The organism is Paenibacillus sp. YIM B09110 (assembly GCF_037167145.1).
Lineage (GTDB): Bacteria > Bacillota > Bacilli > Paenibacillales > Paenibacillaceae > Pristimantibacillus.
On the sequence record NZ_JBANSP010000019.1, the window covers coordinates 101,702 to 122,305 of the forward strand.

Here is a 20,604-nt window from a genome sequence, read left to right on the forward strand (position 1 = left end):
CAACGACAAAGAGAGCGCCCGGAGGCACTCTCTTTAACTTAATTTCCGGCTGTCCGGCTCTATTCGACTTCGACTTCCAGCGGCTCCACGAAAACATCCTTGAATTTATCGTAATCCGCTTGTCTGCATTCCATAACGAGACGCGTACCGTTCGGTTCATAGCTCGTTTCTTGAATGTTCGCATTCGTATTGAAATAAGCCACGACACGTCCTTCCGCGAACGGGATAATGACATCGCACTTCACGTAGTCCTGGAAGATCCGCTTCTTCGTGAGCGTAACTAACTCATCCAGTCCCGCGCCTTCCTTGACCGACATATACACCTTATCGCCATTCACTTGCGGATACGGCTCGCTCGTCATATCCGTTTTGTTGTAGGCGAAGATCATCGGAATATGGTCGGCGCCAAGCTCCTTCAATGTCGAGTTAGTCACATCGATAAGCCGCTCGTACTCCTCATTCGAGTAATCGACGACCTGAATGAGAAGATCCGCTTCAGCTACTTCCTCGAGCGTTGAACGGAACGCTTTTACCAAATAATGCGGCAGCTGGCTAACGAAGCCGACTGTATCGGTAAGCAGAAACGACTTATTGTCCGGCAGCTCGATGTTGCGAACCGAGGTCTCCAGCGTGGCGAACAGCATGTCTTTGGCGAATACCTGCTTATTCGATTCCGGCATGAAAGCATCCAGCAGCGCGTTCATCAGGCTCGACTTGCCCGCATTCGTATAACCGACGAGACAGACGACGGGAATACCCGTCTTTTGCCGCTGCTTGCGCTGCACCTGGCGCTGCGCGACCAGCTTCTCAAGCTCGGACTGAAGCGCGTGGATTCTGTCCTCGATACGGCGGCGATCAAGCTCCAGCTTCGTCTCGCCCGTTCCTTTGTTTTTCATGCCGGAGCCGCCGCCTCCGCCTTGGCGGCCAAGCGATTCGCGCAAGCCTACGAGCCTAGGCAGCATATATTGCAGCTGCGCCACCTCAACCTGCAGCTGCGCCTCGCGCGTCTTAGCCCGTTCCGCGAAGATGTCGAGGATAAGGATCGTACGATCGATGACCTTCTTCTCCAGCGAACTCTCCAAATTGCGAATTTGCGACGGGGACAGCTCGTCGTTAAAGATGACGGTAGATGCATCGACGCCTGCGACGAGCGCTGATAACTCATCGATTTTGCCGCTGCCGATGTAGTGCGAGCTGTTGATTTTGGCCAGATTCTGGGTCAGCTCCCCCGCGACCTCAATGTTGCACGCCTCCGCGAGATTGCGAAGCTCCTCCATAGAGTAAATAAAATCAGGCCGATCCTGTAAGTTAACGCCGACGATAACGGCTTTGTTGTTCAGTTGTTCCATATCGTAGTTCCTCCTTCAAATATCCTTGATTTGATCAATGTGGCGACAAAAAAACACACGGACGCTGCGGCCTGTGTGTTCGCTTTGACGAAATAGAGAATCACGGAGTAGATACTGCCTGGAATGGAGCGAGCCGAAGCCTGCTTGCCATCGCACAAGTCAGCGAGGTCATTCCGGTCAGCGCTAGAAAAGAGACCCGTCACTATCACGAGTACCTTCCATGCGCTTTACGAAAGCATCATTTGGTTAAAGGCGGCAGAGAGCTATCCGATCATTCCATTACTCTCCAGCCAATCATATTTGCTATGGGTTACCTTTAATGAGCAGACCTATCCCGAGTTCTCTGCACACAGGCAGAGTATTGGCGCTATTCAATTAGCCGCGCGAACTTCTAACTCGGATAAAGTCTATCACACGTAACCCTCCGTTCCCAATTAAAGTAAAGCCATTCTAACATAGGACAACAACAGAAAGCAAACGGCTGTTTACTTGCTAGATTGAATTTCTGCTTCAATGATGCTGGTCCGTTTGCTCCGATGCTAAGAGCTGACGCAATTCCAGTCTATGGGTGAACATAAGCAGGAGCAAATTAAATATTCCGAATAGCAGGATCGCACGGGAATAGCTGCCGCTGACAGCTATATATACGGTAAGGAGCAGCATACCCAGGACAACCTGAAGCGCGTCGATCCGGGACGTTATCCGTTTGCCTTTTAACAGCAGCCTCGTCACTGCCAGCAATATCGCCAGAATAACGGCATAAGCAAGAGCTGCCTTGAACGCTGTTAGCGCGCTCCATACGCCGAACGTTGTCGCAATGGCTTTGCCCCCTTTGCCTCTCAGGAAGGGAGAGAATACATGGCCGAGCAGCGCCGCCGCAGAAGGAAGGATGAGTGGGTAGCCAGATATAGCATCCGTGTGGACAATCCACAAGAGGGGGACATACCCTTTGGCAAAATCAAGCGCGATGCCGGTCAGCCCATACCCGTAGCCGGCTGTTCGCCATAAATTAAGCGCACCCGGGTTGCCGTCTCCGTGCGATCGCAAGTTATGCTTCGCCATAAGACCGAGCCAGTAGGAGAACATAAGAGAGCCGGAAAGAAACGACAGCAGCGTCCACAAGGTGATCGTCACCGCCACTACTTCCGACCTCCTACCTCAATGCGCCGCCCCTTCCACGCTACCCGTCCGAAGAACACGACCTGATACACCGAATAAAGCATGATATAGAGGAAAAATACGGTGCTCAGCATATGAATGGCAGGCAGCCACCAGCCGAATCGGCCCGTGTAATGGATGAAATAATAGATTTGCGCCGTGTAGAGCAAGTAGCCGATGAATAGCGGCCACGCCCATGCCGTCCCGATCGCGAAAGGCGCGGCCTCTGCGGCGATCAGTCCAATGAGCCATATCGCGACGAGCAGCGTCGTGAAGCCGCTAAGCTTGCTCGTGCTCATTACCGCTCCTTTGCTGAAGCCTTCAATCTCGCTGCGAATACCGCCCGGGTACATACGAAAGGATACAATGCCGTAACCGATATAGTTCGTTACCGGAACGCCAGCCTCAATGAACTTGGCGCCTAGATTGAGATCGTCCAGCAGTTCAGCCTTAATGCCCTCATGCCCTTTGGCCCGCTCATAATCTGTCCGTGTCGTCAGGATACAAGACCCGTACAGCCCTTTGAGCTTGTTTGCCCGCTCCATCGGCGAGGTGAAGGCATATAGTCCAAGCAGATTCGGAATGAGCGCCAATCGCTCATAAAATCGCTCCGCCTCGTGATAGGGCACAACAGAGATTGCCCCCCTCGTATCCTCCCTTGCGGCAATCAGTGATTGCAGCGCATGAGGGGCGAGACGGACATCGGCATCAAGGAAAGCGAGCAAATCGCCCGTCGCCTGCATGTAACCGTTCCACACAGCCCAGTTCTTGCCTGTCCATCCGGGCGGGGGCGGAGAGCCGGCAATGACTGTTACCCCATAACTCTCCGCGATCGCTCGCGTCCGATCCTCGGAGCAATCGTCGATGACGATAATTTCGAACGGCTTATGCGTCTGGGCCATAAGTGATCCTAGAAGATGCGGTAAATTTTTTTCCTCATTCCTCGCGGGAATAATAATAGACAGCTTGCCCGAACTCGCCGCCAGATCTTCAGCGCCAGCAGGCTTAAGGATAGGAACCTTATTTTTATGGAACAAAACAAACCCGGCAGCGCAAGCCATCAGCAATAGAACGATGATCCACAATATCATCTCACTACCCCCTGCTATCGATATGGACAAGCCTTCTGGCGACGATGGATTCTCATTGGAAAGTCTTTAGTTTAACTATATTGCGCCGATGCCGCGCCTATGAAGATTATCTTGAACAGCAAATAAAGGCCAACCGTCCCGAGGCGGTTGACCTTATCGTATGAATGAAGTTATCCCTTAAGCGAGCCTGCAAGCGCCCCGGATATGAAGTAACGCTGCAAAAACACGAACAAGACGATCATCGGCAATGCTGTGGTCACGACTCCGGCCAGCAGCACCGGATAATCGGTAATATACTCGCCGCGGAATTGGAGCATCGCAAGCGGAAGCGTCAGCTTATCCTTGCCGTTAAGCAGCAGCATCGGGAACAGGAGATCATTCCATACGATAACGAATAGGAATGCAGCTGTCGCCGCGAGATATGGAGCGCTAAGCGGGAGCGCGATACGCGCCAGCAATGTCCATTCCCCTGCTCCGTCGATCTCGCCCGCCTCCAATATTTCCTTAGGCAGCGTCTTCATGAAGCCCGTCAGCATGAACACCGATAGCGGCAGCAATACGGATACCGACACGATAACGAGCCCCGTAAGCGAATTGCTCCAGCCCAGCTTATGAACGAAAGAGTAGATCGGGATCATATTGACCTGCGACGGCACCATGAGACCGACAGCAAACAAACCGAATACGACAGCTCCGACTCTTTTTCCCGAGCGCATAATGCCGTATCCGATGAAACCTGCAAGCATCAGCTCCAGCGCTACGGTACTTAACGTAACGGCGAAGCTGTTGCGGAAGTATCCCCACATCGGCTGTCCGTCGAACAACGATTTGTAATTATGGAACGACAGCGACTTTGGCAGTCCCAGCGGACTTGCATAGAACTGAGGCGTCGTCTTAAGCGACGTGAACAATACGATAAGCAGCGGAGCGATAATCGCGGCTGCGAACAGGAGCAGCAGCAATCTTCCTAACCATTTGAACGCCAAACCATACCACCTGCCTGCCTACTAGTAAGATACACGATCCGTCCGCAGCGCGCGGAACTGAAGAAACGTAATAAGCGAGATAAGAATGAGAAAATAAACCGAAGCGGTCGACGCCTTGCCGAACGTATAGTTCATGAACGCCGAATTGTAAATATAGGTCGACAATATTTCGGTTGAATACGCCGGGCCGCCGCCGGTCATCGTGAAGACGAGATCAAACGCCTTGAACGATTGAATCGTCGTGTACGATACGACGATCGCCGCTGCCGGAGCAAGCAGCGGCCAGATGACGCGCCAGAATAGCTGCAGCTTCGTCGCCCCGTCAAGCTTCGCCGATTCCACAAGCTCCTCGGGAATTGCCTGCAAGCCGGCTACGAACAATATAACCATCTGTCCGATATGCGCCCACGCTTGCACCGCGGCGATCGAGAAAATCGCAATGCCTGCGTCGCCGAGCCAGTTCTGCGTCCACAAGGACAGGCCGACGGCCTCAAGCGCATTGTTGAGCATACCGAGCGACGGATCGTAGACGAATGTCCAAATAAATCCGACAGAAACCGACGACAATATCGTTGGCACAAAATAAAGCGACCGCAGTGCGACATTCACCTTCGTCTGCTTCGAGAGCTGAAGCGCCAGCAGCAGCGAAACGACCGTCTGCAGCACGACGACGGCGGCCATGAACTTGATATTGTTCACGATCGACTTGTGAAAAATAATATCCTTGGCTACGTTCGCATAATTATCCGCGCCGACAAACTGATAGGACGGCGATAAGCCGTCCCAATCGGTCAAGGAATAATAGAAGCCCGTTACCGTCGGATAGAGGAAGAGCGCCAAATAAAGCGCCACGCCAGGCAAGAAGAACGGTAACAGCTTCAGATTCTTCTTCATGTCCTTACTTGCCTATCTGCTGATCGACGATCGTTTGCGCATCCGCCGCAGCTTTCGCCGGATCCGTTCCCCCAAGCACCGCTTGAATCGAGCTCGTAACCGCTTTTTGAACTTCCGCGTTTTTGATCGTGAAGCGCGGCTGGAAGCGCGTTTTCTTCGACGTCCACTCCGCGACTGCTTTTAATTCATCGCTTGTATATTGGACGTCCTTAATCGTTACATTCTGGCCCGTGCCGTTCGCATATTCGCCCGCAATGTCTTGGCGGCTAAGGAACTCGATGAATGTCTTCGCCTCTTCCGGATGCTTCGACTTGCTGTTCACCGCGAGCATGAACGTCGTCGTATGAATCCCTTCGAATACGGCTTGGTCAGCCGGTACCGTAATCGGTGCGAGCAGGCCTTGTTGAAGCTCCGGATTGTTTTTCTTATTGCCTACAAGCTGGTAAGAGCCCGTTGCCAAAATAGCCGCTTTCTCTTGTACGAACAGCGCGCCGGCAGCGTCGCCCTTCGTTCCGAGCGCGTCCTTCTGGAAGTAGCCTTTATCGTTCAGCTCCTTGAACTGAGTCAGCGTCTTCACCCACCACTCGTCGGTCAGCTTCGCTTCGCCAGCTTCGAGCTTCTCGAAGATCGCCTCGTCCGGCGCGTTGTTCATGACCATCGGGTTCATGAACTGGCCTGGTCCGATATCGGCGCCCGGGAACGCAATCGGCACGATGCCTTCTTGCTTCAGCTTCTCGGCTGCCGCAAGGAAGCCATCCCAATCCTTCGGCACTTCGATGCCGTATTTCTCGAACAGCTTCACGTTATAAATAGGAATGTTATACACGAGCTGATAAGGAAGCGCGAGCTGCTTGCCATCCTTCTGTCCGGCTTTAATGAGAGTATCCGTAAAGTTGGCTACGAACGGAGCACCGCTCAAATCGGTGAATAGCCCCGCCTTCGCGATCGCTTCGAATTGCGCGCCCGGGAACGATGCGAACACATCGCCTACCGAGCCGTCAAGCAGCTTCGCTTGCGCCGTCGATTGATATTGATCGGACGGGAATACTTGCGTCTCTACCTTGATGTTCGCATGCTCGGCTTCGAACTTCTTAATAATCCCGTCGAGCACCGCCGCATCCTCTCCGCGCCAGTGAATGAAGCTGATTGTGACCGGCTTGCCGCCTTCGGCTTCGCCTCCAGGAGCAGCCGCGGTTTCACCCGGCTTATTGCCTGTATTCGTATTATTAGAGCCGCAAGCCGCAAGCACCGTGCTTAGTACGAGCATAAGCGCGAGCAATGCCAATTGCGGTTTCTTAATCTGTATTTGTCTCATATCCATTCCTCCGATAAATTAAGTATGGATGCCTCTAGCGGCCAGCTTCTGCTTCACAAGAGGCAACAATAGCTCGCCCGATATACGGGCTTCTTCCAAATGCGGGTAACCCGACAAAATAAACGACGTTACGCCAGCCTCGACGAATTCGATCAAGCGATCGGATACTTGCTCCGGCGTACCAACGAATGTGACGGCGCCGCCCCCGCGAATAGCGGACAAGCCCGACCACAGATTCGGTCCAATGACGTAATTCTGTTCCTTAGAGCCGCTGAACAGGTCCATCTGACGTTTTTGATTCAGCGCATCCGTCTTCGAGTGCAGCTTTTCCTTCGATTTCAACTGCTCGGGATCGGCTTTGCTAAGAATGTTCCAAGCGGCTGCCCAAGCTTCTTCTTCCGTCTCCCGTACGACTACCTGCGCCCTGATGCCGTAGCGCAGCTTGCGGTCGATGCCCTTCTTCTCCCTCAGCTCAGCCAGGTAAGTCTCCATCTCGGCAATTTGGCCTTCGATCCAATCAAGCGGCTCGGTCCACATCAAGTACACATCGGCCGTCTCGGCGGCTACGCGCTTGCCCGCTTCCGAGCTGCCTCCGAAGTAAAGCGGAGGATGCGGCTGCTGGAGCGGCACCGGCTTGCTTACGCCGCCTTCCACTTCGTAATATTGGCCGGCGTAATTGAAGTCTTCCGCTCCGGATTCCGGCTGCTGCCATACGCCCTTAACGACTTCAAGAAACTCCTTCGTACGTTCATACCGCTCATCATGGCTTCCATGAAGCGGATCCCCCGTTGCCTTCAGATCAGCCGGGTAATGGCCGGTCACGACATTAATGAGCGCTCTTCCTCCCGACATCCGATCCAGCGTGGAGGCCATCCGCGCAGCCAGCACCGGCGTAATCAGTCCCGGTCTCATCGCGATCAGCGGCTTCAGCTTCTTCGTTGCGGAGGCGACCCATGATCCAACGATCCATCCATCCCAACATTCGCCGCCGGCCGGTATTAACGCGAACTCATAACCCGCTTCCTCGGCAGCCTGCGCGACCTCTACGAAATATTGCTGCGACGGCTCTCTCTCCGGCTTAACGCCGATGTATCGTCCATCTCCGTTCGTTGGAATAAACCACCCGAATTCTACTTGTGCCCCTGTCTGATTGCTCATTGCTGTTGTCCCCTTTACGCTTCGTTATCGTGAAGTAAAGAATGGTATCTCATATGAAATAGATTGCAACCACAAACGCTTTCGATGCGATTATCGTTGAACCGCCAGTTGTCCGGAAGATAACCAACAAACCTTATCGGATTAATTTGTTACCTGAATAATATCAATCAAGCTGATGCGGGTCAATGTCAATTTGTATGTTGAATCGTTTGTCATTTTGTGGTTTCATTGATTTTAAATGCAGGTGCAAAAGGAGCGGTAGCCATGTTCGAGCAGATGAGAGAGGATAACCACGAGCTGTTGGAAATTCATTATTTTACGCCATCAACCTTCGAGAAGGCAGGCGCGGCTTGGCCAATCCGACTCGGCGCGAATATGGCCAAACCGAACTATCATATCGGCCCCCGGATATCGCCTTACTATTATTTAATTGCCGTTATCGATGGGGAAGGAACCTTCCACCAAGGCGGCCAGACGTATGCGCTGCGTCCGAACGATATTTATTGCTTGTTCCCGCAGGTGACGCATGAATATTACACCTCCGAGCAGGCGCTGCTGCGCAAGGCGTTCTTCGCCTTCGACGGCAAACATGCGCTTCAACTGCTGGAGCGAATCGGGCTAACGCCATATAGCCCGCATATGCAGGGTGGACTTACAAGCGAAGCCCTCCAAGCCATGGAGAGCTTCTTCGAGCTCGTCACGAATAAAGAACGGCCGCACTCCGATCTCGCTAGGCTATCAGTATTCCAACGTATCTTCGATGTGTTAACCGTTCCATCGAGCGGTCCGAAAACTCATGCGGCATCCTCAGGCACCTGGCTGCAGCAAGCGAAGGATTACATTGAGATACACTATGCTGACGGTATCTCGATCGAGAGCGTAGCCGATTACATCGGCATTGAGCGTACTCACTTGTCCAAGTCGTTTCATCGCGCTTTCGGCCAATCGCCAATGAAATATGTACAGCAGCTGCGAATGAACGAGGCGGTGCTGCTGATGAAGCAGACCGACTATAAGCTGTCCGAAATTGCGCTTTCCGTCGGCTATCCCGACTTGTTCTCGTTCTCCAAAGCATTCAAGAAGCAGATGGGTATGGCCCCGGCAATTTATCGCAAAGGGTAAGCGCAGCCCGGAAGAGTAAGTTGAGCCATTCTATCCCTTTATCATTAATTTTTTATAGGGTGAATAATTTTGAATAGGTACGCAAAAAAGACCGATACTCTCGATGCGAATCGAAAGGAACCGACCTTCGGCAATCATTAGGTAAAGCAATCTACACATCATTCCCTTTGCTTATCGATTCACAACTTTACTGCTCCTCAAAGCAATCGCTGCCAAGCACACGGCGATTATGCCGGCAAAAAGGATAGCTGTGACGGCGACAGCGGAATGTGCCTGCTGTTGCTTGACGAAGATGGCGACGAACGCCCAGACGAAGACGAGCATGAAGACCGGATCGCGTTTAGTTACACCTATCCATAGAGCTAATAGGAAAGCGACGGACAACATGATGATTGCCCACGTCTCCTCGGATAAGCCGAATCCTTGCCATTCGGCCGCGTACAGCGCGCATGCAACATTGACGATGGTCGCCACGCAGATCCAGCCTAAGTAGAGACTGAAGGGCAGCCTCACCAGCCAGCGATCGGAGGTTGTTGCAGCCGTCCGCACAATAGACGAGTTGATTCTCAAATAAATGGCGATAAGCGATAACAAGAGCGCGAGCATGATGAATACGCTGCTGTTCACATATTCATAATGCCAAGCCAGCAGCCAGCCAACGTTGAATATACAGCTAAGGACGAAATAGATGCCTACCGCCTGAACAGATTTGCTTTCCCTTCCCCTATTAGTAAAAGAATAGACGACAAAAGCGATCAGCAGCGCATAAATGACAAGCCATATGCCGAATGCGTAACCGGCAGGCATAATAAGAACGGGGTACTGCGCGGAAAGCTCTCCCGTCGTTTTGCCGCCCAGCGGCAGTTTATCCGCCAGTACGTTCATGACCAGAACCAAGATAAGCCCCAAAGCGTTTAAGACTCTCATGACATCAACCCCCTCGGTAAATCGTTATGATTGATACATACCCGTCTTGTCCGTTATTTATTCATACGGCTAAGAATAGGTTTGATCGAGTGGGCAGCATGGGGACAACCGCCGCCAACGTATGCCATTAACAATCAACGACAGTAAAAATGACAATCCCCCCGTAAAGCGCTTATGCAACGCTTTGCGGGGGGATTGGTTTGCCGTGGTTCACTAGCGACTCCTTGCATCTATTCCGTTGCAGATCTGCAACGGAATAGTCTATTTCCCACTCATTCGTACAGCTCCGTTGCAGTTTCTGCAATGGAACTGCCTCTATTGCTGTATAGATAACGCCTTTTACCCGAATCTGTTGCACTAACTGCAATCAACTCGTTCACCAATGACTCCACACGCCCGTTCCGTTGCAGTTTCTGCAACGGTACCGTTAGTTTGAGAGATGCAGGAGGTGCTTAACTTAGAAGGTTTTGCGGTATTGGGCCGTACGGGTATCGTTGATAACGCCGCTCCAGTTGAGCCCGAACGCAAAGTCGTATGCATGGCCTTCGGAATCGACATGGCAGTCCATATCATGGGCGACGTCTTCAAGCTGCTCCTCGACGGTCTTCATGTCGGCCGGCATTTGCATCGGCAGCAAGCCCGACGGCTCGAAAGCGCCGGAAAGCACATCCATCAATGCTTGCTCCTCCAAGCCGAAGTTCACGACGATCGCTTCTACCTCTGATTCGAATTCCGCTACGATCGCCGGGTTGGACAACAGCATGGATACGATAACCGGTTTGCCTTTCATCATTTCCTTCGTCTCCAGCACCGTATCGAGGTCGCTCTCATTGTGCGTCGTCACCGATTTGCCCTTATACGCACGGTCCAGCACATCGCCTTCGCGCGGATCGCCGGCGATGCTATGCTCGCGGGCATGCTCGGCCGTATACGGCCTGTATTGCAGGCTGATCGGCACATATCCGTTGCCGCCGCTTGCCGCGTCCTCCTCGCTGTAGCCGAAGCCCGGCTTCGGATTATGGATGAACACGAGTCCGTAGTCCGCCTCGTCCGGATTGTCCGTTACCTCGAAGTAACGTCCGACCACATCCATATTGACCGCATGCCCCAGCTTCTCCGGCGTTGGATTGCCGAACCAGTCCGTGCCTGCCGGCGTGAATCGCTTCGGTACATACACTTTGCTTCTAGCAGGAAGCGGAAGCGTATGCTCTTGGTTCTTCAGCATGACGACCGACTTCAGCTGCGCTTCAAAACCGGCCTGCAGGAATGCCTCGTTTCCTACCTGAGCAACGCTTTCCTCTGGAAGCAAATAAGGATTCTCGAATAAGCCAAGGCGGAACATATTCAGCAGCAGCCGTACGGCAGACTTCTCGAAGCGGCTCCGCATGAACGCCTCTCCGTGCTCCTCGGCGCCCATTGCGTACGCCTCCAGTACCGGGCCTACCTCGTTGTTGCCGCCGAATTGGTCGACGCCCGCCATGATGAGCTTATAATGGCGTTCGGCAATCGATAATCCTTCCACGCCCCATGGCTTGCCCGTCAGGAACGACGCTTTGCCGCCCCATTCGTCTCCGGTGATCAACCAGTCCGTGCAGACGACGCCATCATAACCGTATTTCTCGCGCAGCAGATCCGTAATCAAGTAAGAGCTATATGAATTGCCGACGTTCTCGCCGTTCGCCTTATCCTGATCGTACGAAACGGTGTAATACGGCATCACCGCGGACGCTTGCTCCGTCTTCCCGTCCAGCTTGAAGGCGCCCTCCGTAAACGGAATCAAATGCTCTTCGAAATTGCCCCCCGGATAGACCGCATACTTCCCGCAGGCAAAATGCGCATCCCGGCCGCCTTCGCCCGAACCGCCTCCGGGCCAATGCTTCACCATCGCGTTGACGCTGTCATAGCCCCAGCCATTGCCCAGCTCGCGGTCGCCTTCCGACGTCTGGAAGCCGTCCACGTAAGCTCTTGCCATATCGGCCGACAAGGCCGAATCCTCGCCGAACGTGCCGCTGAAGCGGAACCAGCGCGGATCGGTCGCGATATCGATCTGCGGCGACAGAGCCGTCGTCATGCCTAATGCGCGATATTCCTTCGAAGCGACTTCGCCGAACTTGCGCGTAACTTCGGGATCGAACGATGCAGCCAGTCCGAGCGTCTCCGGCCACTTCGATACGCGGCTGCCGCCGGCGCCCGCATTGAACTCGGAGCTGGAATCCGAACCGTGGCGCGGATCGGAGCTGTTGTTGGCCGGTATGCCGAACCCTGTTCCTTCGGCGAACGCTTGCACGAGGTTGTTCCAGCGTGCTGCCGTATCCGGGCTTTCCACGACGGTAACGAGCACATGGCGAAGATGATCGTTCGCGAGAAACGCTTTTTGCTCATCGGTCAGGTCATATGACTGCGCGCCGCTTTCCTCGAACGGCTTGCCGTCGTACGTGCTGGAGAACCAGCCGCCGCTTGCCGCCGGAATCGATTGGTGCCGGCTGTACAGCATAAGTCCGGCGATCTCTTCGACCGACAGGCGGGAAGCCAGATCCTTCGCCCGCTCTTCAGGCGTCAGACGCCAATCCTCGTATGGCTTCAAGGCGCCGTCCTTGCTCAAGTTTTTGAACGACAACCCGTCCTGCTCTATAATCGGAACGCCCGATGCGGCTGAGTAACCGAGCGTCGGCCCTCCTTTATTGTTCATGTAGCGAATTTCGGTTTGGCTGTTCGATGCGACTTTTTCTGTATGATTCGTCATTTTAATATCCTCCATATCCTGTTGCGATTTTATTGTTTATACGATTTTGGTCTGAATAGGTGCAACCGGCTCGCCTGCTCCAACCTTGCGATCTTGACCGAAAGACTGCCCGATTTCCGGCAGCGGCTTCACTGCCGCTATGCCGATTACGACGCAAATCGCGAGGGCAATATAGAAGAAGGACCAGCCGCCGACGGCGAGCAGAAGCGGTGCAATCGCTGGAACGATAGATTGCGGCAGTGCGTTCGCCACGTTCATGAGGCCGAAATCCTTAGCCGCATCTTCCTTGCGCGGAAGAATTCGCGAGACGAGCGCCATGTCTACTGCCGTGAAGCAGCCGGCGCCAAGACCGATAACAGCCGATGCAATAATATAAGCCATATAATTCGGAACGAAAGCGAATACGAGAATGCCAATGACCATAATGAAAGCAGAGCCGTACAAGAACGGCTTTTGCTTGCGGAATTTATCCGACAGCATGCCTCCGAATACGCTCGTAATCGCCATCGCGATCATCGAAATGATGTTGATCGTACCTACGCTCGCCGTCGCTTCGCTTTCCGTGAAGCCCATACGGTTAACGAGCATGACCGTTAAGTACAAGCTGCTGCAATAGCCCATCATTAGCAGAAACTTGGATACGATCGCCCATGTGAATTCCGGGAATTGGCGCGGGCTCGGGTACACTTTGCTCAGTTTCTCCCCAAGCGGCATATGCGCCTTCTTCTCTTGAGCCGTCTCGACCTTGCCGTCTTTTATGATGAATAAACTAATAACCGGACCGACGATGCCGATAACCGACATCAGAATCCACTTCACGTCCGAGGATACGTCGGTCATAACGATCATCAGCACCATGCCGATCGACATCGCGATCGGCAGCACGAGTCCGATCAAGCCAGATACCGTGCCTTGTTTCTCCTGCGCCACTTGATCGGGAACGAGCGCGGTGTATGCCGCCATTCCGAAGTTGAAGAACAGCTGCGCGACGGCCCAGCCGATCGCGATCTGCCATACTTCTGTCGCCAATCCGACAAACAACAGCGCGGCGCATCCAATAACCGGTCCGATTAATATCCATGTGCGACGACGTCCGAACGAGATGTTCGTACGATCGCTGAGCGCACCGCCGACCGGATTGCCAATGAGGGCGAAAAATGCGCCGATACCGGCAACGAGCCCGTAAGAGGACGTGTATCCGTCCGGATCGATCTCGATCATTTTGAAAGTCAACAATAGAAGCGCAGGCGTCATTAATGCCATCATCATGCAGCCGTATCCGAACATAATGCCGAACGTCAGTCTGCCGAACGACGTTTTATTGTGCTTGCTCACGATTGCTCCAGCCATATTTGCTACCTCCCGAATGAAATTTGATAACGCTTACAAATATGATTATAAAAGAAACCGCCACCCTCGGGAGAGGCGGCGGCTTGCAGACTTTTGCGTCTTTATTTAATGTGTTTTGTGAAAGCGCTTCACTATGGCTAGCCTTACGACCTTAAATATCGACATAGCGGCTTACCTTACCAGACTGGCATAAGCTCGATAAGCTCGACGCCATGCGGCTCCAGAATGGATACGCAGGAGTAGCCTTGCCCCTCCTCGACCTCTACATAACGATGGAGCTTATGCGGCCGCGCGCTGGCGATCAAGTCCTCGGCATCCTCTACGCTGATTGGATCCGGAGCACCCATCTCCACCCAACGATCGAAGCTGCTTCCGCGTTTGCGGCTGATCGAACGCGTTACCTGCTTATATTTGCCGGCGGGCAAGCCCTTCCATTCGATCTCGAGCTTCACCGTCTTGTTGTCTCTAAAGCCGCTGTACCGATTCAAATAATCAATGAATGAAATATCGCCCATCGCGTACAGATCGTCGAAGTGACAATAATTGAAGGTCAACAACTGATAACCTCCTCTTCCCGCCGTGACCATAAATCGTTCGCCCCTAGCGATGAGCCTGTCCCCCAGCTTGGCAAGGAGCTCATATGCCAGCATTCCGGGCTTCGGTATGCCGTATTGGGCGACCAACCCGAGTCCGCCATGGAACAGCTGCGGCGGCGCCGCCATTTCCTCGATATTGTCGCTCAGCAGCCAGTAGCCGAATCCCTCGATACGATCGAGATTATCGACGATGTTTTTGACGATGTAGGCCGCCTTATAGGTCGTGTCGTTGGTCAGCTCGCGGTGGTAAGCGGTCGAGTTCCACTCCGTTAAGTAAATGTCGGCATCCGCCAAGCCGTGCTTAGCCAGCAGCTTCTGCTCTTCAATAAGACTGTCCTTCAAAAAATTCGGATTCGCCGATATGCCTACGAACTCTTTCAGTAGCTTACGGTAAGGCTCCAGCTTATTGAAAGCATCGATCTTCTCCGCTTGCAGGACATTGCCCAGATCGTCATGCGGGTAGAAGTGAAGCGGAATAAAATCGGGCATGCAATTCCGCTCCCGGCAAAAAGCAAAAAATTCATCGATAATAAAAACGCCTGAATCGAGCGTAATAATTCTGCCCGGCGCTCCGATGTCCAGTCTCGGCGATAGGGCCTTCAGCGTCCTGTACGTTCCCTCGTACAGCTCGCGGTATTGCTCCATCGTTCCCGGCCAGAAGGCATCGAATTCCGGCTCGTTCCAGAACTCGAACTTCCAGCTCTCCACCTCTTCCGCCCCGTAGCGGTTCATGCAATGGCGGATGAATCGGTCGATCAGCTCGCACCATAGCGCTACCGAGCGCGGAGGGCTTACGCAGCTTTTTACATAAAAGATGGTCTCGTTCGGATTAGCCGCCATCGCGGAGGGCATAAAGCCAAGCTCGACGAACGGCTTCAAGCCGATAGAGAGCAAGAAGTCGAACAGCTCGTCGATCAATCGAAAATTGAATTGCGCGATCCCCGTTTCATCTTCGGCATACACCATCATCGCATCGTCGAAAATCCCGTGAAACCGCAAATACCGGAACGGACACTTGCGCTGTAGTTCCCGAAGCTGTTGCTGAACGCCCGAATGAAGCCCCTCCTTCGCCTTGCCGATCGTCATCAGATTGCGCCATGTGTGACGAATCGGGGTTACAGGCGCAAGCGCGTCGATCCTATGATACTCCGCTTCAAGAGCTATTACGTCCTCCGCCTCCTGCGCCGGACTACGCTGCAAATAATGCTGGATAATACCGAGCGCGCTGGATTGGCTGAACGTCAAATAGTTGGACGACGTTTTCTCCTTGCGATCACCCGTATCTGGACGGTGCTGCTTGCGATATTCGTTCGGGGTCATGCCGTATTTGTTCTTGAACGCCGCGTAGAAGGACTTCGCATTCGGGAAGCCGTGATCCAGCGCCATATCGGCGATAGAAGCCTCATCCCTGCCCAGCAAATCGACTACCGCATGCTTCAGTCGGACATTTGACAGATAGGATTGAAAGCCCAGCCCGATATGGTCGCCGAAAAACTTGGACAAATACGGTACGGACAAAAACTCCCGCTCAGCTAGCGCTTGCAGCGTAATCGATTCACGATAATGATCATCTATATATGAAATGATGCGAAGCATACGCTCCATGTACTTCTCGTTCACCGCACCTGTGTTGATTCCGCCCGGCAGTCCGAATTGCTTGAGCAGGATCGAGAATACTTCCAGCATCCGAATTTGCATATCGAGCTCGTATACCTCGCCCTTCTTATGCTTTAGCTGTACCATCTCCGCTAGACAACGGCGAATACGATCCAAAGCGCCGCGCCGTTCCTTGCCGGCCGTACCCGAATAGCAGTCGAACGCAATATCCTCCGACCGATTGAGCTTCTCCTTCACGTAACTGACCGGTATGAGAAAAGTAGCGATAATATTCGTATCGAAACCGATGACCTCATGCACATGGCATTGATTAATAAGAAGCACGTCGCCTTCGCCAAGCGTCCTCTTCTCGTTACCCACCGTCACCTCGAGCGTGCCCCGAAGCACGAAAATAATCTCAATACTCGTATGCCAATGGCCAGGCACGAAATTAACGCTGTGCAAGGACACGTCAAACGGCAGGCTGTCGTCCGTCTCCACCAGCTCGTACATCGCGTTGCGCACCCCAAACCGCTCCTTTTATCCCGAATGCTCGTTATAATGGCAGTATACACTTATTTCCGCGCGGCATGTAATAGTGGGTCTCGCGCTTTGGTTGATTTTGTGGAAACAATAAGATAGACTCGTTGAACGGCGGTATACGGCCATTCAGCAAATAATGAGCATATCCTGATATAAAAATGTCATTCATACATCATTAATTATCATTAAAAGCAAGGTTAGGAGCGTGGCTTCATTGAGCAAAGAGCAAGACTGGGCTAGCGAGCAGCAGAGAGTCGACGAGATTACATCCATCATCGAAGAGCGAATCGCCAAAATCGAGGAGGAAGTCGGCTTCGTGCGCAAAGACGTCGTCGAAATGCGGCGCGAGTTCTGGGATGAGGTCACGATGAACTTTATGGAAGAGGTTGACCTTGGGGAAACGTCCATCAGCATGCGGCAGCAATCCGAGGTATTGTTCGAGAGGGAGCATCGGCACAAAAATACGGCGGTAGAAATTAAGAAGCTTCGCAAGCTGCTGCAGTCGCCGTACTTCGGCCGAATCGACTTCGCCGAGCATGGAAGCGAGCCGGAGCGTATCTACTTGGGCATTGCGTCCCTGCTTGATAAGGACGACAACGAATTTCTCATCTACGATTGGCGTGCGCCAATCTCGAATCTATATTATGACAGCACACCCGGTCCTGCTTCCTATCGCAGCTTAAACAGCGAGATCGAAGGCGAGCTTTCGCTCAAGAGGCAATTCGGCATTCGCGACGGAAAAATCCGGTTCATGTTCGATACAGGCATAACGATCGGCGATGAATTGCTGCAAGCCGTTCTAAGCCGCAGCTCTGATGCGCAGATGAAGAGCATCGTCGGGACGATTCAGAAGGAGCAGAACCGCATTATTCGCGATGACCGCAGTCAGCTTCTCATCGTTCAAGGAGCCGCGGGCAGCGGCAAGACGTCGGCTGCCCTTCAGCGCGTTGCTTATTTGCTCTACAAATATCGTGGACAGATCAGCGCCGATCAAGTCGTTTTATTTTCGCCGAACCCGATGTTCAACAGTTATGTGTCCACCGTATTGCCGGAGCTCGGCGAGGAGAACATGGTACAGGCAACATTCCAGGAATACTTGGAGCGTCGGCTCGGCCACGAGTTCAAACTGGAGGATCCGTTCGAGCAGCTCGAATACGTGCTCTCGTCGGCATCCGAGCCTGGCTACGATGCCCGCATGGAAGGCATTCAATTCAAGTCTTCCGATCAATTCATGCAATTAATTACTTCCTATAAGGAATTGCTGCTGCAGGAAGGAATGATCTTCAAATCCATTCCGTTCCGCGGCAAAGCGGTCATTACCGCGAGTCAATTGAAAGGGAAGTTCTATAGCTACGACGCATCGATCACGCTGGCGAATCGTCTAGCTCTTCTGCGTGACTGGGTGCTCAAGGCTGTTGCCAAGCATGGCAAGGAGCAATATGGAGAGTTATGGGTCGAGGAACAAATCGAATTGCTCGATCAGGATCAGTATCAGCAGGCTTATGAACGGTATCTGGCCCTGACGGGCGGCGACGAGGATCCATCATCATCGGATAATGCGATGAGCGAGAGGGACATAATGGCCCGCATGGTCGTCAGCAGCAAGCTGAAGCCGCTTCGCAAGTGGGTTAAGGCGCTTCGCTTCGTCGATACGACCAGCCTCTACTGTGAGCTGTTCCGCAATAATTCGCTTGCGAGTCGCTTAGTTGGCGATGTGTCATTGCCGCCTCGCTGGCATGAATTAAGCAGCCAAACGATTAATCGCATTAAAGAGGGCGAGCTGGCTTATGAGGATTCCACGCCGTACTTGTACTTGCGCGAGCTGATGCTCGGCTTCCACTCGAACAACGGTATCCGGTACGTATTCATCGATGAAGCGCAAGATTACTCGCCGTTCCAGCTCGCCTTCCTGCGGCGGTTATTCCCGCGGGCGAAGATGACGGCGCTGGGCGACTTCAATCAAGCAATCTACGCCCACTCCTCCGCCTTGCAGGATGCAGGACCGCTTTATGCGCTGTACGGACCTGAGCAGACGGAGCTGATCTCGCTCACTCGCAGCTATCGCTCGACGCAGGAGATTGTTCAGTTCACGCGCGGCATGGTGCCGGGCGGCGAACATATTGTGCCATTCAACCGCAGCGGCGAGAAACCTGCCGTCACGCTCGTGAAGGAACGCTCGGTTCTGCACGAGGCACTGGCTGCCGATGTTCATAAGCTGATCGACCAAGGGTACGAATCCGTCGCGATCATATGCAAGACGGCGAAGGAAAGCGAGGCAGCCTTTAAGGTGCTTAAAGATTTGCTGCCTGTTGCGCCAAGGCTCATTAAGAAAACAACGCCGAACTTCGAGAAAGGCGTCCATATTATTCCCGCTTACTTGGCGAAGGGCGTGGAATTCGACGCCGTCCTTATTTATAACGGCTCTAAGAAGCAGTACTCCCGCGAGAGCGAACGCAAGCTGTTCTATACGGCATGCACGCGCGCGATGCACCTGCTCCACATCTACGCCATCGGCGAGCTGACGCCATTCGCCGCTTCGCAGCCGGACGACACTTACGTCCGAGTCGAGGTACGGGAAGAGGCTGCGACCGCCGCCAATCCAGGCTTGATATAACAGGCATGAGCAAGAAAGGCCCTTGGACCGCGATTCGCGCTCCAAGAGCCTTTTTTGTTGTCCGGTTTACTGGACTAGCTGATTATAGAGCATTCTTCCAACAAGCTAGCTATTATCATTGTCCATTAGAGTGGAAATCGTCCAGCCAAATACGAAATCCATTCAAACCGCTTACTTCGGGCTGTTTAGCTCATTTGGTTGGATGAAATCCATTCAAATCAGTCTGAGATCTATATGCAAAAATACCATTCACTGTGGTTTTATCGTACGGCTATCCTATATTCTACTCCACAAATACAAACGTACCGAAATGCTTTGATAAGTGGAAGTGGATCGCGCCTGTCGGCGACCATGCCCAGAAGTGGCGGTTGCCTTGCTTATCATCGTCGATCCGGTACATGTTACAGCGCCATTCCGCGCCAACGGCCGGCAAATAGTCGAAGTTCGACAACGGGATATACAGCTCGCATGCCCAAGCTCCATCATCCCCAGATACAACGGTTGTACGCAATCCGTCCGCATCCCACTGCTTGTTGACATCGATATTCCCATCACCGTCATTGCCGATCATCGCGTCATACACGACGTTGTTAGGACTGACGACAAATTCCCTGTACAGCAGGCCTTGGGTGGTATCATCGAGAAAGATTTCTACAACATCCTCTTGATACAGAGGCGCATCCCTCTCCGTCATCGTCGATACAACATGGTCGTCCTCGCAATCGAAACGAACCATGATCGCTTCCTGCGACCAGCACGCCTTAACCGTCGTGCGCAGTCTCGCTTGTTCCCCATCCACCACTTGCACAAGGGAAACGGCCTCCAGCTCGGTCCATTGCACCGATTCAATCGTTCCCTCTACCTTCTTGCAGTTATATCGCATCGTCCTGCTCCCTTCGGCGGTATCGTCATATTATGCCTAATTATACCATCGTTCAGGTTGCCTTTTTCGTAAAAATTCGCTTATTTCATAGTGTCAGAATACGAACGGAGAAATACGCGGTCAGGTCAAAAAAGTGTAGTGTTTCGCTATACAAACTTGAACAACAAAAAGACGAGCCCAGCGGCCAATGTCATTAAGATAACCTCTAAGACAAGATCAGGAATATGAATGTAATCCGAAACGGCATGGGGAACCTCCTTTGCCGTTTGTTTTTTTGTA

The 20,604-nt window shown here is 52.9% G+C and carries 14 protein-coding genes; 2 read left to right on the forward strand and 12 right to left on the reverse strand.

What is annotated here, in order from left to right; all coding sequences use genetic code 11:
* Positions 1 to 59 precede the first annotated feature (59 nt).
* The 7 genes from hflX to V8F51_RS23435 form a co-directional block, all read right to left on the reverse strand.
* Positions 60 to 1,349 carry a GTPase HflX gene (gene hflX / locus V8F51_RS23405; RefSeq protein ID WP_337102916.1) on the reverse strand — a complete coding sequence of 430 codons (1,290 nt, stop codon included), beginning with the start codon at positions 1,347 to 1,349 and terminating at the stop codon, positions 60 to 62.
* A 510-nt stretch (positions 1,350 to 1,859) separates the two neighbouring features.
* A complete protein-coding gene (locus tag V8F51_RS23410; RefSeq protein WP_337102917.1) occupies positions 1,860 to 2,489 on the reverse strand; it encodes a glycerol-3-phosphate acyltransferase in 630 nt (209 codons plus the stop codon).
* On the reverse strand, positions 2,489 to 3,598 hold the full coding sequence (locus tag V8F51_RS23415) for a glycosyltransferase (RefSeq protein WP_337102918.1): 1,110 nt from the start codon (positions 3,596 to 3,598) through the stop codon (positions 2,489 to 2,491). Before V8F51_RS23415 ends, V8F51_RS23410 begins: the two co-directional genes overlap by 1 nt.
* Before the next feature lie 170 nt (positions 3,599 to 3,768).
* The gene (locus V8F51_RS23420) at positions 3,769 to 4,584 is read right to left on the reverse strand and encodes a carbohydrate ABC transporter permease (protein WP_337102919.1); all 816 of its coding nucleotides are present in this window, start codon (positions 4,582 to 4,584) and stop codon (positions 3,769 to 3,771) included.
* Positions 4,585 to 4,605: 21 nt separating this feature from the next.
* Positions 4,606 to 5,478, reverse strand: a complete 873-nt coding sequence (locus V8F51_RS23425) for a carbohydrate ABC transporter permease (RefSeq protein ID WP_337102920.1) — start codon at positions 5,476 to 5,478, stop codon at positions 4,606 to 4,608.
* 4 nt (positions 5,479 to 5,482) lie between these two features.
* Positions 5,483 to 6,793, reverse strand: a complete 1,311-nt coding sequence (locus V8F51_RS23430) for an ABC transporter substrate-binding protein (protein WP_337102921.1) — start codon at positions 6,791 to 6,793, stop codon at positions 5,483 to 5,485.
* An 18-nt stretch (positions 6,794 to 6,811) separates the two neighbouring features.
* On the reverse strand, positions 6,812 to 7,951 hold the full coding sequence (locus V8F51_RS23435; RefSeq protein ID WP_337102922.1) for an LLM class flavin-dependent oxidoreductase: 1,140 nt from the start codon (positions 7,949 to 7,951) through the stop codon (positions 6,812 to 6,814).
* Between the two features lie 264 nt (positions 7,952 to 8,215).
* On the opposite strand from V8F51_RS23435, the gene V8F51_RS23440 reads away from it, so the two are divergent.
* Positions 8,216 to 9,073 (forward strand): helix-turn-helix transcriptional regulator, encoded by an 858-nt coding sequence (locus V8F51_RS23440; protein ID WP_337102923.1) that lies wholly within the window; start codon positions 8,216 to 8,218, stop codon positions 9,071 to 9,073.
* A gap of 171 nt (positions 9,074 to 9,244) precedes the next feature.
* On the opposite strand, the gene V8F51_RS23445 is transcribed toward V8F51_RS23440, so the two are convergent.
* The 4 genes from V8F51_RS23445 to V8F51_RS23460 form a co-directional block, all read right to left on the reverse strand.
* Positions 9,245 to 10,000 carry a tryptophan-rich sensory protein gene (locus tag V8F51_RS23445; RefSeq protein WP_337102924.1) on the reverse strand — a complete coding sequence of 252 codons (756 nt, stop codon included), beginning with the start codon at positions 9,998 to 10,000 and terminating at the stop codon, positions 9,245 to 9,247.
* A gap of 457 nt (positions 10,001 to 10,457) precedes the next feature.
* Complete coding sequence (locus V8F51_RS23450; RefSeq protein ID WP_337102925.1) at positions 10,458 to 12,743, reverse strand: glycoside hydrolase family 3 protein; 2,286 nt, start codon at positions 12,741 to 12,743, stop codon at positions 10,458 to 10,460.
* A 36-nt stretch (positions 12,744 to 12,779) separates the two neighbouring features.
* Positions 12,780 to 14,093: an MFS transporter gene (locus V8F51_RS23455; protein WP_337102926.1), complete on the reverse strand. Its 1,314-nt coding sequence runs from the start codon at positions 14,091 to 14,093 to the stop codon at positions 12,780 to 12,782.
* Positions 14,094 to 14,269: 176 nt separating this feature from the next.
* On the reverse strand, positions 14,270 to 16,810 hold the full coding sequence (locus V8F51_RS23460; RefSeq protein WP_337102927.1) for a GH39 family glycosyl hydrolase: 2,541 nt from the start codon (positions 16,808 to 16,810) through the stop codon (positions 14,270 to 14,272).
* A 232-nt stretch (positions 16,811 to 17,042) separates the two neighbouring features.
* Between V8F51_RS23460 and helD the strand changes: the two genes are divergently transcribed.
* Complete coding sequence (gene helD, locus V8F51_RS23465) at positions 17,043 to 19,442, forward strand: RNA polymerase recycling motor HelD (RefSeq protein WP_337102928.1); 2,400 nt, start codon at positions 17,043 to 17,045, stop codon at positions 19,440 to 19,442.
* Positions 19,443 to 19,725: 283 nt separating this feature from the next.
* Here helD and V8F51_RS23470 read toward each other — a convergent pair whose 3' ends face one another.
* Positions 19,726 to 20,325 (reverse strand): carbohydrate-binding family 9-like protein, encoded by a 600-nt coding sequence (locus V8F51_RS23470; protein WP_337102929.1) that lies wholly within the window; start codon positions 20,323 to 20,325, stop codon positions 19,726 to 19,728.
* Positions 20,326 to 20,604: the final 279 nt, after the last annotated feature.